15 protein-coding genes are annotated in these 19713 nt (G+C 51.6%); 5 read left to right on the top strand and 10 right to left on the bottom strand.

Translation table 11 applies throughout. The features are described from left to right. Window positions 1–33 precede the first annotated feature (33 nt). Window positions 34–651 (top strand): DUF975 family protein, encoded by a 618-nt coding sequence (locus ACR9FF_RS03700; RefSeq protein ID WP_435169099.1) that lies wholly within the window; start codon window positions 34–36, stop codon window positions 649–651. A gap of 283 nt (window positions 652–934) precedes the next feature. On the opposite strand, the gene ACR9FF_RS03695 is transcribed toward ACR9FF_RS03700, so the two are convergent. From ACR9FF_RS03695 to ACR9FF_RS03675, 5 genes are all read right to left on the bottom strand, one after another. Further along, window positions 935–1969, bottom strand: a complete 1035-nt coding sequence (locus ACR9FF_RS03695) for a FecCD family ABC transporter permease (protein ID WP_201006632.1) — start codon at window positions 1967–1969, stop codon at window positions 935–937. A gap of 3 nt (window positions 1970–1972) precedes the next feature. Beyond that, window positions 1973–3049 (bottom strand): FecCD family ABC transporter permease, encoded by a 1077-nt coding sequence (locus tag ACR9FF_RS03690; RefSeq protein WP_435169097.1) that lies wholly within the window; start codon window positions 3047–3049, stop codon window positions 1973–1975. 146 nt (window positions 3050–3195) lie between these two features. After that, window positions 3196–4200 (bottom strand): iron-hydroxamate ABC transporter substrate-binding protein, encoded by a 1005-nt coding sequence (locus tag ACR9FF_RS03685; protein WP_435169095.1) that lies wholly within the window; start codon window positions 4198–4200, stop codon window positions 3196–3198. Window positions 4201–4437: 237 nt separating this feature from the next. Further along, window positions 4438–5310, bottom strand: a complete 873-nt coding sequence (locus tag ACR9FF_RS03680; RefSeq protein ID WP_127496595.1) for a carbohydrate ABC transporter permease — start codon at window positions 5308–5310, stop codon at window positions 4438–4440. A gap of 18 nt (window positions 5311–5328) precedes the next feature. Then, window positions 5329–6276, bottom strand: a complete 948-nt coding sequence (locus ACR9FF_RS03675) for an ABC transporter permease (RefSeq protein WP_435169093.1) — start codon at window positions 6274–6276, stop codon at window positions 5329–5331. 157 nt (window positions 6277–6433) lie between these two features. Between ACR9FF_RS03675 and ACR9FF_RS03670 the strand changes: the two genes are divergently transcribed. The 3 genes from ACR9FF_RS03670 (at window position 6434) to ACR9FF_RS03660 (ending at window position 11651) form a co-directional block, all read left to right on the top strand. Then, on the top strand, window positions 6434–8182 hold the full coding sequence (locus ACR9FF_RS03670) for a histidine kinase (protein ID WP_435169091.1): 1749 nt from the start codon (window positions 6434–6436) through the stop codon (window positions 8180–8182). Between the two features lie 36 nt (window positions 8183–8218). Next, on the top strand, window positions 8219–9826 hold the full coding sequence (locus ACR9FF_RS03665) for a response regulator transcription factor (RefSeq protein ID WP_435169089.1): 1608 nt from the start codon (window positions 8219–8221) through the stop codon (window positions 9824–9826). A gap of 118 nt (window positions 9827–9944) precedes the next feature. Next, window positions 9945–11651 (top strand): ABC transporter substrate-binding protein, encoded by a 1707-nt coding sequence (locus ACR9FF_RS03660; protein ID WP_435169087.1) that lies wholly within the window; start codon window positions 9945–9947, stop codon window positions 11649–11651. A gap of 379 nt (window positions 11652–12030) precedes the next feature. Here the strand turns inward: ACR9FF_RS03660 and ACR9FF_RS03655 are convergent, their stop codons facing one another. The 4 genes from ACR9FF_RS03655 to ACR9FF_RS03640 all read right to left on the bottom strand — a co-directional run bounded on the left by ACR9FF_RS03655 (window position 12031) and on the right by ACR9FF_RS03640 (window position 16188). Next, window positions 12031–13026: a glycoside hydrolase family 43 protein gene (locus ACR9FF_RS03655; protein ID WP_435169085.1), complete on the bottom strand. Its 996-nt coding sequence runs from the start codon at window positions 13024–13026 to the stop codon at window positions 12031–12033. A 30-nt stretch (window positions 13027–13056) separates the two neighbouring features. After that, entirely contained in the window at window positions 13057–13899 is an 843-nt protein-coding gene (locus ACR9FF_RS03650; protein WP_116393980.1) for a carbohydrate ABC transporter permease, read from the bottom strand. A 2-nt stretch (window positions 13900–13901) separates the two neighbouring features. Continuing rightward, window positions 13902–14786, bottom strand: coding sequence for a carbohydrate ABC transporter permease (locus ACR9FF_RS03645; RefSeq protein WP_116393979.1), 885 nt, complete (start codon window positions 14784–14786; stop codon window positions 13902–13904). 121 nt (window positions 14787–14907) lie between these two features. Beyond that, complete coding sequence (locus ACR9FF_RS03640) at window positions 14908–16188, bottom strand: ABC transporter substrate-binding protein (protein ID WP_435169083.1); 1281 nt, start codon at window positions 16186–16188, stop codon at window positions 14908–14910. A gap of 147 nt (window positions 16189–16335) precedes the next feature. On the opposite strand from ACR9FF_RS03640, the gene ACR9FF_RS03635 reads away from it, so the two are divergent. Next, window positions 16336–17406 (top strand): GntR family transcriptional regulator, encoded by a 1071-nt coding sequence (locus ACR9FF_RS03635; protein WP_435169081.1) that lies wholly within the window; start codon window positions 16336–16338, stop codon window positions 17404–17406. Window positions 17407–18849: 1443 nt separating this feature from the next. Here ACR9FF_RS03635 and ACR9FF_RS03630 read toward each other — a convergent pair. Beyond that, a complete protein-coding gene (locus ACR9FF_RS03630) occupies window positions 18850–19680 on the bottom strand; it encodes a sugar phosphate isomerase/epimerase family protein (RefSeq protein ID WP_435169079.1) in 831 nt (276 codons plus the stop codon). Between the last annotated feature and the right edge of the window lie 33 nt (window positions 19681–19713).

Raw genomic sequence — 19713 nt, 5'->3', positions numbered from 1 at the left:
AGACAGAGACAAATAGGAGAGTGTTTTTTCGCAATGAACGCAACGTACTCAGAACTTCGAGCAAGAGCAAGAGAGAGTCTGCAAGGCAACTGGGGCAAAGCTGTTGGGGCTGCAGCTATCTATGCCGCGTTGAGCGTTATTCTTAACCTATTGGACAAAATCCCTTTTATCGGTCCAATTGTGAATTTTTTAGTTTCCGGAGCGCTTACGCTTGGAATGGTCATTTTCTGTATTGGCATCGCTAGAAATAAGAAGCCTCCAGTCACTGAAATTTTCAGCGGCTTTTCACAATTTCTTAAAGCGTTCCAGGTTTATATTCTCATGATAATCTTCACGCTTTTGTGGATGCTTTTACTCATCGTCCCAGGCATAATCGCCATTTATCGCTATTCGCAAGCTTTTTATATTCTGCAGGATAATCCGGATATCAGCGCGCTGGAAGCAATTCGCCGCAGCAAGGAATTAATGAATGGCCGTAAAATTGATTTGTTTGTTCTGCAGCTCACATTCATCGGATGGGGTATTCTCTCTATATTAACCTGTGGTATTGGCCTGCTATGGCTTTACCCTTACTTCCAAGTTGCTCAAGCCCACTTCTACGACGAGATTACGGGCAGAACAACGCCTCCCCCGCATCCATCGTCCTTCTAACGAAACGTAGAATCCTTATTTGGCCAAAATCCAGCATTACGAGTTTCTAACGAAACGTAGACACGCTATTTTCACGAAAATGCCTCGCAAGGCAGCTTAAACAGGCAAATAACGATACCAGGTTTCGTTAGATTTCATAAGAGGACGAAATCGGCAAAATAAGACTATGACGTTTCGTTAGTTAAAACGAAAAAGAGGCAGTTGCCTAAGCCAATGATATGGCTTTTGGTAACTGCCTCTTTGCCTATACGCACGGGAATACAGCCTCCATCATCGGGCACGCTTATCCTTTTGTCCGGAACATCAAGTAGAGGAAATATGGAGCTCCAATAACCGCAACAACGATACCTGTCGGGATCTCCGACGGCTGCAGAATCCATCTGCCGAGCGTATCGGCTACAAGGACAAGCAGTCCTCCGGCAAGCGCCGTGGCGGGAAGCAGGATCTGATAGCGCTGCCCGACCAGCCTTCGGGCCAAATGCGGCGCGATCAGCCCAACAAAGCCGATACTGCCGCTGACCGCTACGCACGAGCTTGCCAGGCCAACGGCAGCGGCCAGAAGCCAGATCTGCTGCTTGGCAACGGCTGCCCCCAGACCCGTCGCGAGCGGCGCGCCTAGGTTAAGGACATTAATCGTTTGAGACTTGAAATAAACGAAAGGCAGCAATACTACGATAAATGGCAGCAATGCCGTTACGTAGCTCCAGTCCTTGCTCCAGATGCTCCCCGCTAGCCATGTCGATACGAATTGATACTGCTCCGGATTAATCCGCAAGGAGACCAGAATCGTCACCGCCGAGAAGCCCGAGCTTATCGCTACGCCGTTCAGCACAAGCCGGTTCGAGGACAGTCCCTTATGCTTGCGGTAAGAGATAATAAAGACCAGCAATGCGGCAACGCCGCCTCCCAGCCAAGCGAGAATCGGCAGCAAATACGCCGGCGCTGCTGTCGGGGAAGAATAAAACGCGACATAGAGCAGAATAACCATGCCCGCGCCGGAGTTAATTCCGATAATGCCGGGATCAGCCAGCGCATTTCGGGTCAGCGCCTGAAGAACGGCGCCGGATACGGCCAGCCCCATGCCGATCAGAATGGAAATGATAATACGAGGCAGCCGGAAATCAAACAGCACCAGATGCTGCTGGGCGGTTCCGAAGCCAAAGAGCGTTTTGACCACGTCAAGAGGCGACATTCGGATAACCCCGGTGTTCATGCTTATTAGAAATGCTGCAAGAATACCGATTAACATGACGGAAATAACAAGAGTATTACGCCGCTTTCTGCGTACTTCGGCTAAGGAAATCATCGTCCCTTTCATCGCTTACAGCTCCCTCCTTTCCTTGTTGGCAAGGTACAGGAAGAATGGAACGCCAATCAGCGCAATCATTGTACCAATAGGTGTCTCATATGGAGGATGGACCGTTCTGGCAGCCAAATCCGCAAGCACAACAAGCAAAGCGCCAAGCACGGCCGAGGTTGGAATAATCCATTTGTAATCCACGCCTACCAGCTTGCGGGCCACATGCGGAACAAGAAGGCCGATAAAAGATACCGCCCCTGCCACCGATACCGCCGAACCCGCCAGCATAATGACGATGATAACGCCTGCCAGCTTAACGGGTCCCGTCCGCAGGCCAAGACCCTTGGACACTTCCTCGCCTAGACTCAGCATCGTGATGGAACGGGACAGCACCATCGCAGCGATAAGCGAAACGCCCACCCACGGAGACATAATTTTCAACTGCTCCCAGCGGATACCTGCAACCCCTCCGGCATACCAGAAGGCAAGCTCCTGGCCAATGTGGAAGTACAGCGCAATCCCTTCGCTTAATGCGGTTAACAAGGCGGACAGCGTTACGCCCGCAAGTACCATCCGCATTGGCGTCAGCCCTCCGCGTACGGATGCCCCAAGAACAACGACAACAATAGTGCTGACTGCCGCGCCAAGGAAAGAGAACAACATAATGTAGGAATAAGAAAGACCCGGAGCAAAAGCAAAGCATAAAGCAAGCGCAAAGCCGGCGCCGGAGTTCAGGCCAAGCAGACCGGAATCGGCAAGCGGGTTACGCGTCATTCCTTGCATAATCGCGCCCGCAACCGCAAAAGCGCTGCCTACCAGCATACAGCCTAGTACCCGCGGCAAGCGCAGCTCGTGAATAACCTGATGCTCCTTCAAATCCGGATTAAAATGAAAAATGGCATCCCATACCATCAAAAATTTGATGTCCATCGCGCCAAAGGAAACCGACAGAACCAGCGCCAGAATCAGCGCAACAAGACCGCCGAGAATGATGAGAATCGCAGTAATCGGCCTGGAATACAGCCGTTCAACCTCCGGGTCCGCCAACGCGGGTTCGGATTCCAATTGAGAGTTATGTAGCCTAGAGTTCTCAGCCATATCGTCTTATCTCCGCTCCAACTGAATTAATATAAGTACTGTATAGAGCAAATTATACTCTCTTTACTAACGCAAGGCGAAACGCCGTTCAGAACGGCAAAAAAGGGAGCAGCAGCTCCCTCTAATCCCTACTACTCCGTATTTCATTATTTCACGAGATCTTTCAAGACATTGTCGATCATTTGGGAGCTTGCTACCGGTCCGTAGTACAACCAGCTGGACGTCCTGTCATATTCATACACATGACCGTTCTTAACAGCCGGAATAGATTGCCAGATCGGATCTTTCAACGCTTCAGAGCCGGTTTCTTTGTCACTGTTGACCAGAATCAGATGGTCAGCGTCCAGATCGGCAAGCTTCTCAAGGGAAATTTCATTCCAGCTGCCCGTTCCGGAAGCGGAAATTTCTTTCACGACATTCGGAACTTTCAGGCCAAGGTCGTTATAAAGAACCGTGCCGCTCGAAAGTTTATCGCTAACCACATAGAATTTGTTTCCTACAAGCCAGATTGCCGCAACCGATTGGTCAGGAATAGCTGCCTGAAGCTTTGTTTTCGCATCTGACGCTTTCGCATTGTAATCGTCAAGCACCTTTTGAGCTTGATCTTTCTTCTGCAGCACTTCACCGATTTTCAGAAGCGCTTTGCGCCAATCGTTATTCACTTCGTCGCCCAGAACAAAGGTTGGGGCAATCTTCGCGTATTGATCGTATTTGCCGCCGTCAACCGTGCTGTTCGAGCCAAGGATCAGTAAATCCGGAGTAAAGCTTGTTACGGCTTCGAATGGAAGATCATAAGCAATTGTCGGAATATCCTTTAAATCGCCTTGCAGGTACTCTTGAATACCGTTTGCTACGCTCCATTGCGCAACCGGCTTCACGCCAAGAGCGACCAGGTAATCTTCCAGATAGGAAGCAATAATTCGCTGCGGATTAGCCGGAATCGTAACCTCGTGGCCCATGCCGTCCGTCAGCTTCTGCTCCGTTGGTGCCGCTGCCGTCTCCGTCGCCGCAGGTGTCGGCGATGCGCTTTCCGTTGCCGCGTTATTCGCATTACCGTTATTTTCTTTATTCCCTCCGCATGCCGCAAGGACAAGCGAAAGAGACATTACACTCAGAAGTACAATAACTAGCTTCTTCCCTTTACCGAACACAAATACGTCCCCCTATAAGCTGTTACGCTGTAATCTCGTTAATTGACTAAAGTGATGATAACAATTCTCATTATCAAAGTCAATCCTTAATTATAGGAAGAAACGCAAACACGATCCGTATTTGGTGCTCCTTTCATAAATGTTGCGTTTGTTGACAAAAAACCTCTAATCGGACCACTCACTCGAGGAGAGCGGCCGCGTTTAGAGGATGACTTTGTTGCGGTATGAAGTTCCGGTCTATTCCTTCACGGCGCCGATGACGACGCCTTTTACGAAGAAGCGCTGGAGGAACGGATATACAATCAGAATCGGCAAAGCGCCGATGAAGATCTGCGAAGCGCGGAGCGTCCGCTGCGACATGTTCGCGATAGCCGCTGCGTCGAATGACGTCATGTCCGACTGCACGATAAGCGTCTGCATAAAGCTTGCGAGCGGAAGCTTGGCCGCGTCCTTCATATAGATTAAGCCGTCGAAATATGCGTTCCAGTGACCAACCATGGTGAACAGGCCTACCGTCGCTAGCGAAGGCAGCGAGATCGGCAGATAGATGGAGAAGAAGCTCCGAAGATGGCCCGAGCCGTCCATAAACGCCGCTTCCTCCAGCTCCTTGGGCACCGTGCGGAAGAAGTTCAAGAGCAGAATCATATTGTAAGCCGCCACAAGACCCGGCAGGATAAGCGCCATGAGGTTATTGATCAGATGCAGCTTCAGGATAAGAATGTAGCTTGGAATGAGGCCGCCGCTGAACAGCATCGTAATGACGAAGTACCACAGGTACATGTTTCTCGCGCGGAATACCCTGGTGTCCTTTGACAGTGCATAAGCCGCGATCGCGTTTACGAACAGGCCAAGCGCCGTGCCAAGCAAGGTCCGCTCGATGGCTACCCACAGCGCGGTAAGAAAGTTCTTATTGTCGAACGTCTTGGCATACGCCTCGAAGGTGAAGCCTTTCGGCCAGAACGTGACCAAGCCTCCGTTCGCGGCCGCGCTGGAGCTTAAGGACACCATGAGCAAATGGAACATGGGCAGCAGGCACAGGATCCCGATGACGAGCAGAATGACGTTATTAAAAGCGCTGAATACGCGGTAGGGTATCGTTTTGTGATACATGGGTTCCCCTCCCCTTTCCTAGAAAATCCGGTAACCGGCGAATTTGTAGGCAATCCGGTACGAGATCACGATCAGAACCAGACTGATGACCGACTTGAACAGACCAACCGCCGTGGCGAAGCTGAACTGGCCGCTTAACAGGCCTTCACGGTAAACAAACGTGTCGATGATGTCGCCCTGCTGATAGATCATCGGACTGTACAGGTTGAACACCTGGTCAAAGTTGGCGTTCAGCACGTTGCCCATAGCCAGCGTTGCGACTACGATCAGCATTGGAAGCAGTGACGGAAGCGTAATGTGCATCGTCTGCTTCCAGCGGGTCGCCCCGTCCACCTCCGCCGCTTCGTAAAGGGCCGGATTAATGCCCGAGAGCGCAGCCAGGAAGACGATGGTGTTGAAGCCGAATTCCTTCCAGACGTCGCTTACGACGATCGTTATCCGGAACCAGCTGCCGTCCCCGAGAAAGAAGATCGGCTGAATGCCAAAAACGCTTGTCAGGAACTGATTGACGATACCGGTCTGTCCCAGCACATCGATCAGTATGCCCGACAACGTAACCCAGGACAGAAAGTGAGGCAGGTACACCAGCGTCTGAACGGAACGCTTTAGTCCCATGTTGCGGACTTCGTTGAGCAGAAGCGCGAAGGCGAACGGGATGATGAGGTTCAGGACGATTTTGGAACTGGCGAACAGCAGCGTATTCCCGATGATTTTCACAAAGTAATCGTTGGAGAACATGTAATGGAAATGCTTGAATCCCACCCATGGCGAATGGAGGAAGCCAAGCCGGGCCTTATAATCCTGAAAGGCCATCACGACACCCGACATCGGGATGTAGGAGAAGACAAACGACAGCAGAACGGCCGGCAGCACCATAAAGTGGAGAATCCATGGCTGCTTGTAGCGTCGTCTTTTGCCGGCTTTCGGCGGTGTCGATAATTCGAGACTGTTTGTTGTATTTTCCATGGCACTCTCTCCTATCTATTTTCTAAAAATCGTTAACTGGTATAATGGAGCAAATCCTTGCTTAGCTATCGTAGCAATCAAGCGCATCGTCCCACTATAGGACATTGTTAGGATCGATAGGGTTTTGTTAGGCATATCTCCGGGGGGAACGGAAACGATGAAGAAAACGAGACAGCCATTGCAGATCAGCCTGTTCGTCAAGTACTTGGGGCTTATTATTCTGCTGTTTATACCGATCGGCATTTTATTCGCTTATTCCAATAATGTCGCCACCGGCGTCATCGGCAAGGAGATCCGCAACTCGAACATTAAGCAGCTCAGCTTCCTGTCCAGCCAGATTGAATCCCGGATCAACCAGACGATGGATTTCGTGTTCACCTTCTCGAAGGATCCCAACGTACAGAAGTACAACGGGCTTAACATCTGGGACGATAACTATGATTGGATGCAGACGAGATATATGGTGCTGGAAAAAATGGCGCTTCAGTCCGGCGTCGTCAACATCTGGCCGGTCGAATTCACGGTATATTCGCAGCTGCATAAGGAAGCGCTCTCAAATTCCAGCACAAGCGTTGCGTACGACGAGGAATATTTAAAGCGCAATATTTCGAAGAATTGGACCTATAGCGAAGGAGCGACGGGTACCGAAGGAATGGCGTTCCGCTGGTATTACGCCGACTCGCTTGGCCAGCAGAAGCTTACGGGCAGCAATCTGGTCGTGGGAGCCAGCTTTGGCGCCTCGAACATACAGAATATGCTGGATACGTACAAGGAAGGCGGGCAAGGCGATCCCCTCTTCTACGCCCCGGGCCAGAAGCCGATTCTGAACCGAAGCGCCTCCCCGGAGCTTGCAGAGGAGCTGAAGCATTACCTGGACGGCCAGAAGCTGGAGGATACGATGCAGAAGACGATCAAGCTGAACGGGCAAAGCTATCTCGTCAGCCTGGTGAAGTCGCCGCAGCTGGAGTGGTATCTCGTTGATCCCGTGCCTCTCGACCAGATTCTCGGCCCGATCTCGTCCAGCCGTAATCTGTTTTACCTGGCTATGGCCCTGTTGCTCGTTATCGGAGCTTTCTTCTCGATCGTGCTCTACCGGGACGTGCAGCGTCCGATTCTGAAGCTGATCCGCGGCCTCAAGAAGGTCCAGCTCGGCGATTTCTCGGCTCGCATCCATGCCAAGGCGAACAGCGAATTTACCTTCCTGTTCTATCGGTTCAACGATATGTCGGCGCAGATCGAGACGTTAATCGACAACGTGCTGAAGGAGCGGCTGATCGCGCAGGAAGCAACGATGAAGCAGCTTCAGGCGCAGATCAATCCTCACTTTTTATATAACTGTCTAGGGTACATGATCAATATGGCGCAGATGAAGGACGAAGAGGCCGTCGTCAAGATGGGCTACAGCCTTAGCGCGTATTATCGTTACATCACCCGGATGGAGAAGCCGGTATCCAGCCTTCAGGACGAAATTCAGCTAATCGTCAACTACTTGGATATTCAAAAAATGCGAAACGGCCGGATTCATTATTCCATCGACATTCCGGAAGAAATGCGGGGACAACAGGTACCGAGACTGATGCTGCAGCCCTTGGTGGAGAACGCCGTTATTCACGGGGTAAGCAAATCCTATTCCTCGGGGGAGATCCGCATTGCCGGACGGATCGACGGCGGCTTCTGGCGAATCTTCGTCGATGACGACGGACCCGGCCTGGATGAGGAGAAGCTGGAGCTCATGAATCAAAAAATGAGAGGTCCCATGCAGGACGATATGGGGTACGGGCTTTGGAACACCAATCAGCGGATTATCCATTGCTTTGGCCCCCGCTCCTCCCTGTCCTTCTCCTCATCCGAGCTTGGCGGCTTCCGGACCGAGATCGTATGGGAGATTCCGAAGGAAGCTTCATAATCCCAATTCGCAGCACACATACAAGGAGGCTCTTCCATGCAATTGTTAATCGTAGACGACGAAGCCCACTGGGTTGAGAACCTGTCCATGCACAAGCCTTGGCATACGCTTGGGATCGAGCAGGTCCACCGCGCCTATTCCGCCCGCGAAGCGCTGCAAATCATCGGCACGAATCCGATCGATATCGTCATCTCGGACGTGCTTATGCCGGAGATGACCGGAATCGAGCTTATCGAACGGATTCGGGAGCAAGACAAGCGAATCAAGTGCATCATCCTGTCCGGCCATGCCGACTTCGAATACGCCAAGGAGGCGCTTCGGCACCATGCCGTAGACTACTTGCTGAAGCCGCCGACCAACGAGGAGCTGCTTGGCGCCGCGCAAACCGCGATCGATCAGCTGAAGGCGGAATGGGAAAACATCAGCTCCCAGGAGCGAACGCAATTCGCCCTGCGTGAGAACCTTCCGCTTCTTAGAGGGCAGCTGCTTCTAGGCGCCTTCCGGGGGGAACGCATAGCGGAAGAGGAATGGATCCGGAAGCTGGACATGTACGGCTTGCCCTTCCGGAGCGGTTCCTGCGCGCTGGCGCTCGTGCGTCTGGAGGACGAATTCGGCCAATACCGAGGCAACGGGCAGCATCTTGTGGAATACGCCATTATGAATATCGCGGAAGAGATTCTCCAGGAATTCATGGGCGTGTGGAGCGTCAGGGAGGAGCACGGATACCTGGCCTTTCTGCTGCAGGCCAAGGAGCATCCGGCGGTAGACCGGCCCGACATCCTGCTCGAGAAGCTCGCCATGCAGATACAGGCCAAGGTGAAGCAGTTCCTGAAGGGCGCTGTCTCCATCGTGGTGACGGATGCGTTCCTCTTCCCGGAAGAGCTGCCGGAGCAATACCGGCAAGCTGTCTCCTACTTCCGGCAAATCGTTGGGGATGAACAGGAATTCGTCATGAAGGTGGACGGTACGAAGAAAACGGCCGCTTTCGGCGCGCTGGATGTCATTCACGGTCATCCCGGGCTCCTCAACCTTGCGGAGGCCGGCCGCTGGGATGCTGCGGAGGACAAGCTGGCCGCAGCGTTCGACGAGCTGGAGGACAAAGGCTCCGAGTCATGGGAACACTGCCTCGAGATGGGCTATACGATCAGCTCCGCCTTCATGCACCTTGCCCACCGCAGCGGACACACCTTGGCAGATTTGATCGGACCGGATATGGAGCTGCTGCAAAGCGGAGAAGCCTTCGCTTCGATTGGCAAGCTGCGGAAGTGGTCGCTTAACGCTCTGGCGAAGCTGCGCGAAGGAACGGCTCACGACGCAAAAAACGCCCGCTCCCAATACGTTCAGAAGATTAGGGATTACGTGGACAAGCGTCTCCATCTCGACGTATCGCTGCGCGCGCTGGCGGATTACGTTAACCTGCACCCTACTCACCTGTCGAAAATTTATAAGCTGGAGACCGGTGAAGGAATCAGCGACTACGTAGCCTCCGTTCGGATGGAACGCGCCTGCCATCTGCTGAAGGCGACCGACAAGAAGATTTACGAAATCAGCGCCGACATCGGCTACCTGGATCCCGCTTACTTCATCAAAGTGTTCAAGCGGCAATTCGATGTCACTCCGCAGGAATACCGGGATGGACGTTGATTTTGCGCCAACAGCCTAAGAGAGTCCTACGAAAACTAATATCGCCATATAGATGCCGTCCCCAAACTCTTGATAGAGTTACACATGAAGACACCAAACAACGTTGGGGGATAGATAAATGAGCAAATTCAACAAAAAATGGCTCGTACCTGCTGCCATGTCGCTCGTCGTTCTGGCTGGCTGCTCGAATAATAACGGCGGAAACAATGCAAGTCCTTCCGCTAACGACGGCGCAAGTCCTTCCGCATCGGCATCCGCGGAGCAATCCGCTGCCGACAAGGCTTTTGCGGCAGGCAAATACGACCCGCCAATCGAGATCAGCACGATTCTTATGCCGAAGAAGTATAGAGAGGGCGAGACCAAGGAAGACAACGTTCACACCCGCTTTATGGAGGAGAAGCTTGGCATCAAGCTGAGCAAGGATACCTGGTTCCCGGCAGGCAGCGACCAATACAAGCAGCAGCTCCAGCTTGCCCTGACTTCCGGCGAGAAGCTGCCCGACTTCCTTATGGTGCCGACCGATCCGGTCCTGACCAACCAGCTGATCGATTCCGGCGAATTTATGCCAATCGACGAGCTGTTCGACAAGTACGCCAATCAAACCTGGAAGGACCATGCAGCCAAGCATCCTGAGCTGTGGTACCCGTTCACGAAGGACGGCAAGAAGTGGAACCTGCCTATTATGGAATATACCGATAACGACGATACCGTGCTCTGGCTGCGCGAGGATTGGATGGAGAAGCTGAATCTGCAGGCTCCGAAAACGATCGCGGATCTCGAGAACATTCTGGATAAGTTCAAGAACGAGAATCCGGACGGCTTGGCTGCAAAGGATGTTTACCCTCTCGCCGTCTCGCTTAAGAACAATACGAATACGTGGATGGGCGGCCTGGATTGGCTATTCGGCGCTTACGGCACGATTGAGGAGCAATGGAACAAGGATGCGAGCGGCAACCTGGAATACGGCTCCGTAAATCCGGGCGCAAAGCAAGCGCTGGCGAAAATGCAGGAATGGATGCAAAAAGGCTACATTCATCCGGACGCTGCCCTTTGGGATGAAGGCAAATCAGCCGAAATCTGGACCAAAGGCAACGCGGGCGTCCTGCCTGGCGCGAACTGGGTTCCGGACTGGCCGGCTCCCGACCTTCTGAAGAACGTAAAAGGCGCCAAATACAAAGCTTATCCGGTTCCGGCCGGACCGGACGGCAAGATCGGCACGAAATGGCAAAACTCCGGCGTCAACAGCAGCTTTATGATCAACAAAAACGCCGAGCATCCGGAAGCCATCATCCTTTATTACAACTACTTGCTGGATAATCTTGCGAACCCGGCCGTTGGCAGCGAATATGAATACGGCTTCGCTAAAGGATACGACTGGGATGTCGTTGACGGGGAACCAACAAGCGATCAAGCAAAGATCAAGGACTTCAACAACGACTTCCAGTTCATCACCGGCCCTGCCCGTATTCCGGACCTGTACATGAAGACGCTGGTGAAGCTGGCGGAAGGCAATAAACCGGAAACACCGTACGAGAAGCAGCTGTTCGAATTCCGCAAGCCGGAGAACTGGTACGCCGCGAAGGTCGTTATGTCGCAGATCGACGTCCGCAAGCAGAACTACTTCACCGGCGCGGCAACGCCTACGATGATCTCCAAATGGAACCTCCTCCGCCAGTCCGAGCTGGAGACGTTCAACAAGATCATTTACAACAAGCTTCCGATCGACGCGTTTGATACCTTCGTCACCAGCTGGAAATCCAACGGCGGCGATCAGATCACGAAGGAAGTTAACGACTGGTTCAAGTCGGTATCGCAATCAAAATAACAATCCTGATAGGCATACGATGAAAGGCAGTCCCAATCGTCCATTTCTAATGACGTTGGGCTGCCTTTCTCCTTCTCTTTTCGCCATACGTTGGATCTACTCCAATAAAATCAGGATAATAGGATGGTTTATGAAGCTACGTTGGATTCACTCCAATAAAAAGGGCCAGAATGAGCTGCTGTCGTCAATTTTGGACTGATTATATTGCACCGATTCCAATGTAGAGTTAGTTGCCTGTTAAAATCGTTCCTTTATGCTGGAAGAAATCCAACGTAGCCTGATACAATGAGAATTCCGTTGTCCAAACGGCAAATGGCTGTCCCAAAAGTCTTCTTCATCGACTTTCGGGACAGCCATTTTGTTTGTTACGTTCTTCTGTCTACGAGGACGCTTCCTCATGAGGAAGCTGCAATGCCGCAACCGATGCCCGGAAATCGGGTCTTCCGTCTTCGGTCCACTTCAGCTCCGTCACGAAGGTATGGCGGTTCGGGTCATACAGCGGATCGCCTACAATCTCTTTGTAGGTTCTGGCGTGGAAGACAAACAGCGCGGTTGTGCCGTCCTCCGCTACGGTAAAGTTATTATGACCGGGCCCATACAGGCCAAGCAGCTCATCGGTTGTCAGCACCGGTACCGGCGATTTGTCCCACGATGCCGCATCAAGCAAATCCGCATCGGCGGATGCTTCCAGAATTCCCATGCAATAGTTGAAGTCCGTTGCGCTGGCGGAATAGGACAAGAAGACGCGGTCTCCTTTGCGAATAAAGGCTGCCCCCTCATTCACTTTAAAGCCGATTCTTTCCCAGTCCAGATCCGGAATAGAAATCATCGTTTGCTTGCCGGCGAGCGTCCACGGATTGCTCATTTTCGAAATGTACAGATTGGAGTTGCCTTCAATAGCCGGATCCTTCTGCGCCCAGACGTAGTACCTTTCCCCGTTGTGCTCGAAGGTTGTGGCATCCAGCGAGAAGCTCTCCCAAGCCGCGCGCACCTGCCCCTTTTCCACCCATTCGCCTTCCAGCGGGTCGGCATCGCCGCACTCAAGAACAAACATCCGGTGGTCGAAGAGGCCTTCATTCGTCTCCGAAGTATGCGCCGCGGCGAAGTAGACATACCATTTGCCTTCGATAAAATGCAGCTCCGGCGCCCAAATATTCGCGCTTAGCAGCCCTGTCTCGTGCTTTCTCCAAACAACGGCCGGCACGGCATCCGCCAATCCTTGAACCGTATCCGCCTTGCGGATTTCAATGCGGTCATATTCCGGGACGGAAGCAACAAAGTAATAACAGCCGTCCGTATGTCTATAAATGAAAGGATCCGCTCTTTGTTCGATTAATGGTTTAACTCCGTTCATTTCCGATTGGTGGACTCCCATCCTGTCACCTGCTTCTATTCGTATTTGTCATTAGCCTTTAACGCCACCCACGGTTAAGCCGGAGACGAAGTAGCGCTGGAAGAAAATAAAGACGATCATAATCGGCACAATCGCCAGCACGGAACCGGCAATAAGAATATCGTAGTTGTTGCCGTATGGCGTTACGAGACTGGACAGACCGATTGGCAGCGTCAGTTTCTCTCCCGAGTTCAGGACGATCAGCGGCCAGACGAAGCTGTTCCAGCTGGCGAGCGCCTGCACGATAATCATTGCTCCAAACGCGGGGGTCATAAGCGGTACAAAGATTTTGAAGAAAATGCCGTATTCGGAGCAGCCGTCGATTCTACCCGCATCCATGAAATCTTTCGGAAGCCCCGCCGCGTATTGGCGGAAGAAGAAGATCGGCAGCGGCGATACGACAAACGGAAGGATTACCCCGCTGAACGTATTGATCAGGTTCATCGCGATCATCTGCTTGTACAGCGGCAGCATGATAATCTCTATCGGCACCATCATGACCAGAAGGACAAACAGGAAGATGATATTGCGTCCTCTGAAACGGTACATCGCCAGCCCGTACCCCACCATGGAGGAAAGCAGCATGCAGAAGACGGTATAGATGACGGTAACGACTAAGCTGTTTTTATACCAGACCAGGTATTTCTCCGCCCCGCTCGAGAAGATAAACGAATAGTTATGGAAGGATAGCAGCTCCGGCTGCAGGCGAATGTTCAGACCGAAGCGAAGCAATTCCTTTGACGGCTTGAACGAAGCTAACAGCAGACTGTAGAAAGGAAAGACCGACAAGGCCGCAAATAGAACGAATAAGGCCAGCAAAAGCCACGTTTGAGGACGATTCCATTTGGTACTCACGTTCAATCCTCCTTCCTAAACAAGCCGAATAAACGAAGCTGAATGACATTAAGGACCATCGTAAGGAGCAGCAGGATCATCCCGATTGCCGAACCAAGCCCAAGCTCGTTCTTTTCGATGCCGCTGCGGTATAACAAGCCGATCATGGTAAGGCCAATATCGTTTGGCGAGTGGTTGCCGCTCCACAGAATGAAGCTTTCCGTAAACATGGAGTACCCGCCGTAAATGCTGATCGTAATGACGTAGATCGAAATCGGTTTGAGCAGCGGCAGCGTAATGCGCCAGAATTTGTTCCAGGTATTCGCCCCGTCGATGCTTGCCGATTCGTAAAGCTCGCTTGGAATAGACTGCAAGGCCGACATAAAGTAAATGATGTTAATGCCCAGATAACGCCAGGTCGCCAAGACGACCAACACGAGCATGCCCGACGCGCTGCTGCCAAGCCAGTTAATGGTCTCGAAGCCAAAGGCATGGCGGAACGTATTCATAACGGAATTATCCAGCGAGCCAAATACGAGCCGGAATACGATGCCTGCTACAACAACCGAAGTCAAAGCCGGCAGGAACAGGGTCGAGCGGAAGAACGCGCTCCACTTCATAAGCTTGGAGTTAAGGAACACGGCAAGCACGAGAGGCAGCGGAATGAGGACTAGTATTGTCCAGAACGTATATTTCGAGCTGTTCCAAAGCGCGGTATAAAAGGAATCATCCCAGAGATTCCTGTAGTTGTCTAAGCCAATGAAATGGGTCTGGCCCGGCAGTACTTCCTGAAAGCTCATAATGAAGGTCGATATAACGGGATAGACGAAAAAGATCGCAAGCGAAAGCACAAACGGCAGCACAAAAACATAAGGGGCGACTCGCTGATTGTATAGTATCTTTTTCATTCGGATGCTCACTCGCTCCTTCCTGATCAGGATCACTTCGCTGAAGGACCGCCATGCATGGCATTGGGTCCTCCAACGAAGCGGTTAAGCTTGTTTTTTCAGCTAGACTGTCAGCTTCCTCCTACTTAATGCTCGCTGCCGCATCGTCCAATACTTGCTTCGGATCCTTCAGATCGTTAAGCGCCTGGAACATCGCTTTCGTCTTGATCACATCGGATACGGCAGGCGTTTTCTCTTTGATATTCGTAGGCGCGATTTCGTCCTTGAGGCTGCTGAGGAACGTAAAGATATCTTTGCCGAAGTAATCGGTGTATTTGTTCGACTCGGTCATAACCGGGTCCGTCCAGGCATCCGTGCGGATCGGATCAAAGCCAAGCTGCTTCCAGATTTCGATATTGCCTTCTTTGGATATTTTCGCGAAATCGAGGAACTTCTTAACGAGCTCTTGGTTCTTCGATTGATTGGTAATAACCGTACCCGTACCGCCCATACCGGAGGAACGCATTTCGCCTTGTTTGAATACAGGCATTGGTTTGATGATGATTTTGCCTTTCAGGTCAGGCATGTAGTCCGTGAAACGGCCCATGTACCACATTGGCATCCAGATGGAAGCGGCACCGCCGCCGTTCATAAATCCGTAGTATTCTTCCGCGTGATGGAAGCCGCCCGGCGCTACAACGGCTACCTTTTCTTTTACAAGCTTCTGCAGATAAGTCAGCACATCCACATTCGCTTGGTCGTTAAGCGTGACATTGCCGTCTTTATCGAGGAAGTCCGAACCGTGCTGCACGACCAGCGGCCAGAACGACCATTGGTCCGTTGTTTCAACGGTAGTCATCGGCTTGCCGGTTTTCTCGAGCACCTGCTTGCCTGCTGCTTCGTAATCATCCCAGGTGATGATCTTGTCGGCATCTACGCCTGCTTGATCGAGAATTTCTTTATTGTAGTAAATAACTTCCGCGCCTACGTGGTAGTCGATCCCGTAGTATTGTCCGTCCTTGGCGTAGTTGTCGAGGCGGGACATAACGAGATTGTCTTTATTCGGTTCTACGATATCGTTGAGCGGTACGAGCTGAGGCTCGCCTTTGAGGAAATTGCCGATTTTGCTGATCTCGATGTCGGCCATGTCCGGCGCGCCTTTTCCGGATTGCAGCGCAACCTGCAGTTTGTTGTGGTTATCGTCGTACGGGAATGTCGTAGCTACCAGCTTAATCTTCTCGTCTGGATGCGCTGCATTCCATTTGTCTGCCATACTCTCGAAAAATTGCTGATGAAGTTCATTAAAAGTCCAAAAAACAACCTTGGTTGCTTTACCCGAGGAACCCCCGGAACTGCTGCAAGCGGATAAGACCAACATGAGTGCCAATGCCAAGGTTGCTGTTAACGTAATCCCTTTTTTCATTTGACGTTTCCCCCTCACATATTGGTTAAGCTTTTGTTACCTGACCATTGTAAGCGCTTCACAATTAGATTATAATAGGCGTAAAGTATTATTTATATATCCAATTGGTTATAAAAACATATTTATTTATTGAGAGTAGGTGCCTTCATGAAAAAGACAGCTTTGTACAAGCAAATCCAGCTTGAGATTAAAGAACGAATTGCCTCCGGGCAGCTCCGGCCGCTCGACCGCATTCCTTCCGAGCAGGAATTAATGGATGAATTCAAGGTCAGCAAGATTACCGTTAAGAATGCATTGACGGAGTTAGCGGATGAAGGACTCGTCACGCGTATTCAAGGCAAAGGAACGTTTGTTGCGGCGGATTTGAAGCCTGTCGAAGTGAAGGCGCCTGCTCCCGAGCCTAAACCTGAACCTGTCCAAGTCCCTCTTGTTGGCTTCATTATCCCTACCATGAAAACAACCGTTATCCAGAAGCTCGTTGATTATATAGAGTTCTATTTGAAGGAAGCAGGCTTCCAAATGATTCTGAGCATTACCCGTGAGCATGCGGCAGAGGAATCCAGAGCAATTACCGCTTTGGTTGATGCCGGCGTTCAGGGGCTTATTGTGTTTCCGACCGAAGACGAGAAATATAATGAGTCCCTACTGCGGCTGTCTCTCGATAAGTTCCCCTTTGTGTTTATTGACCGTTTCCTTCGCAATATTGAGACGTATACCATTACTTCGGATAATGACGGCGGCGCCTACCGGACCGTCACGCATTTGTTATCCAAGGGGCATCGGCAGATCGCGCTGATCTCGCCGGAGAATGCTAATACCACTATTGAAGACCGAACGATAGGCTTCGAGAAAGCCTATATCGATCAAGGCGAATCTATCGACAAAAGCCTCTGGTGCCATGTGCCGCTGGATGTGCTGCGCAGCGAGAGGGCTCTGGATTATGTAACGGACTTTCTGAAGTCGCATCCGACTATCACGGCTGCCTTCACCCTTACCGAGGAAATTGCCGGCCTGACCTGGCAGTCGCTCCAGCTGATCAAGCGGCGCACCGAGGTCGAACTCTTCTCCTTCGACAATCCGGACATCCCGAATGTCCCTTACGTCCAGCAGGACGAGCAGGAGCTCGCCCGCTCCGCGGTTATGCTGCTGCAGGACCAAATCGGGCATACCTACGACCCGCAGCACATCGTTGTGCCGGTGCAGCTGGTGTTTCCTTAAGAGGCGTGGGTGGCGCTGGCTAGGCGGGGGCTTAACGATGCGCGACATCGTTAAGCGGCTGGTAGAGGTGCCTATTCGGGAGCTTAACGATACGGCGCATCGTTAAGGATGCTAAATTTGCCCGTTTCGGGCCCATTATTGGCATTTGCGGCTGGCTTAACGATGTGCGACATAGTTAAGCGGCTGGCAGAGTTACTTTTTCGAGAGCTTAACGATGCGGCGCATCGTTAGCTTGGAATGGTCTAGATGGAAGGTTGCTAGATTGCGGGGAGAGGTGCTCTATTGGCGGGCTGGCGGCAACAAACTGCGGAAGTACAGGTAAATATGATCCAACGTAGCGCCGCGGGCCATCGTCATGCAATAGTGCAGGTCATTCGCTCGTTGCAGCGCCCAAAAGCCCCTTTTTACCCGATTAACCTGCACTTTTGCAGCTGGATGAGTTAGTTTAGTAGGTTAAGCACTTAATGTCCTGCATTTTTGCATTACGTTCAGATAAAGAGTGGCTGCTGCTATGGATTATGAGTTCCTTGCGGTAAATGGGGTTTGTCGCGCTACTTCCTCGGGAGCTTAACAATGCGGCATCGTTAAGCTTGGAAATAGTTTAGATAGAGAGTTGCTAGATTGCAGGGAGAGGTGCTTTATTGGCGGGCTGGCGGCAACAAACTGCGGAAGTACAGGTAAATATGATCCAACGTAGCTTCGCGGGCCATCGTCATGCAATAGTGCAGGTCGTTCGCTCGTTGCAGCGCCTAAAAGCCCCTTTTCACCCGATTAACCTGCACTTTTGCAGTTGGATAAGTTAGTTTAGTAGGTTAAGCTCTTAATGTCCTGCATTTTTGCGTTACGTTCAGATAAAGAGTGGCTGCTGCTGTGGATAATGAGTTCCTTGCGGTAAATAGGGTTTGTCGGTCCACTACTTCCTCGGGAGCTTAACGATGCGGCGCATCGTTAAGCTTGGAATGGTCTAGATAAAAGGTTGCTAGATTGCAGGGAGAGGTGCTTTATTGGCGGGCTGGCGGCAACAAACTGCGGTAGTACAGGTAAATATGATCCAACGTAACATCGCGGGCCATCGTCATGCAATAGTGCAGGTCGTTCGCTCGTTGCAGCGCCCAAAAGCCCCTTTTTACCCGATTAACCTGCACTTTTGCAGCTGGATAAGTTAGTTTAGTAGGTTAAGCACTTAATATCCTGCATTTTTGCATTACGTTCAGATAAAGAGTAGCTGCTGCTATGAATTCCTTGAGGTAAATGGGGTTTGCCGGTCTGCAACTTTTTCGATGGCTTAACGATGCGGCGCATCGTTTAACTTGGAATGGTCTAGATGGAAGGTTGCTAGATTGCGGGGAGTGGTGCTCTATTGGCGGCTGGCGGCAACAAACTTCGGGAGCACAGGTAAATAGAAAGGCTCTCCCTGACGGGAGAGCCTTCTTTTATCCTCGATTAAATATTAGCAAACACCTTATCAAATCCGGCTTTGGAGCGCTCAAGCGCTTCCTCAACCGAGCTGACGATGTCGTCCGGCGCAAGAATTTCTTGCGCAACCGCGCTGGTGTAGCCGATTTTCTTCAAGCTGCGCAGGAAACCAGGCAGATCGATGACCCCTTCGCCCGGATACACGCGGTCATTGTCCAACACTTGCTCAACCGGAATGTCTTTCGCATCGTTAATATGAACATGAACGATTTGCTCAGGGGACAGCTTTTCGATATCCTCCGTGCCGAGCCCGTTTGTATACCAATGATACGCATCAAACAGGAGGCCAACGTTCGGAGCATGAATCGCATCGGCAAATGCCAGCGTATCCTCCATCGAATAGATAAACGGATACTTCCAAGCCGTACGCAAATGATGCGGTCCAACAAACTCCAGTCCAAGCTTAACGCCGTAATGATTTAATATATTTGCAGATTCTCTAAGACGGCGGACCGCCTGAATGGTGAAAATCCCCGGGGATACGTCCGTTGCCGGCAAAATATACGTGCAGCTTGCCGTACAACCCAGCTGTGCCGCCGCTTTCGCCTGCTCCTCCAGCTGAGGCAGCCCGTCCCGGAACGCTTCGTCCGTCGTACGCCATTCAACCGGGAAGCCGCACGAACCGACCGAAATCCCGTTCGCCGACAGCAATTCCCGTGCGCCATCCAAGCCGTATGTATGAATAAGACCCGCAGCATCCAGATCTACCGATTGAAATCCGTAACGTGCTGCCTGCTCAATAAAGGCTTTGTCATCACCGATTGGTCCAAGTCCTGCCCGCGTTAATCCTTTCAGCATCTGATCAGCTCCATCCAAATGTAAATAGGTACA

The sequence above is a fragment of the Paenibacillus glycanilyticus genome (assembly GCF_051200795.1).
GTDB lineage: Bacteria > Bacillota > Bacilli > Paenibacillales > Paenibacillaceae > Pristimantibacillus > Pristimantibacillus glycanilyticus.
The sequence above is the reverse complement of the archived record's forward strand: the minus strand, read 5'-3'. Positions and strand labels throughout refer to the sequence as shown.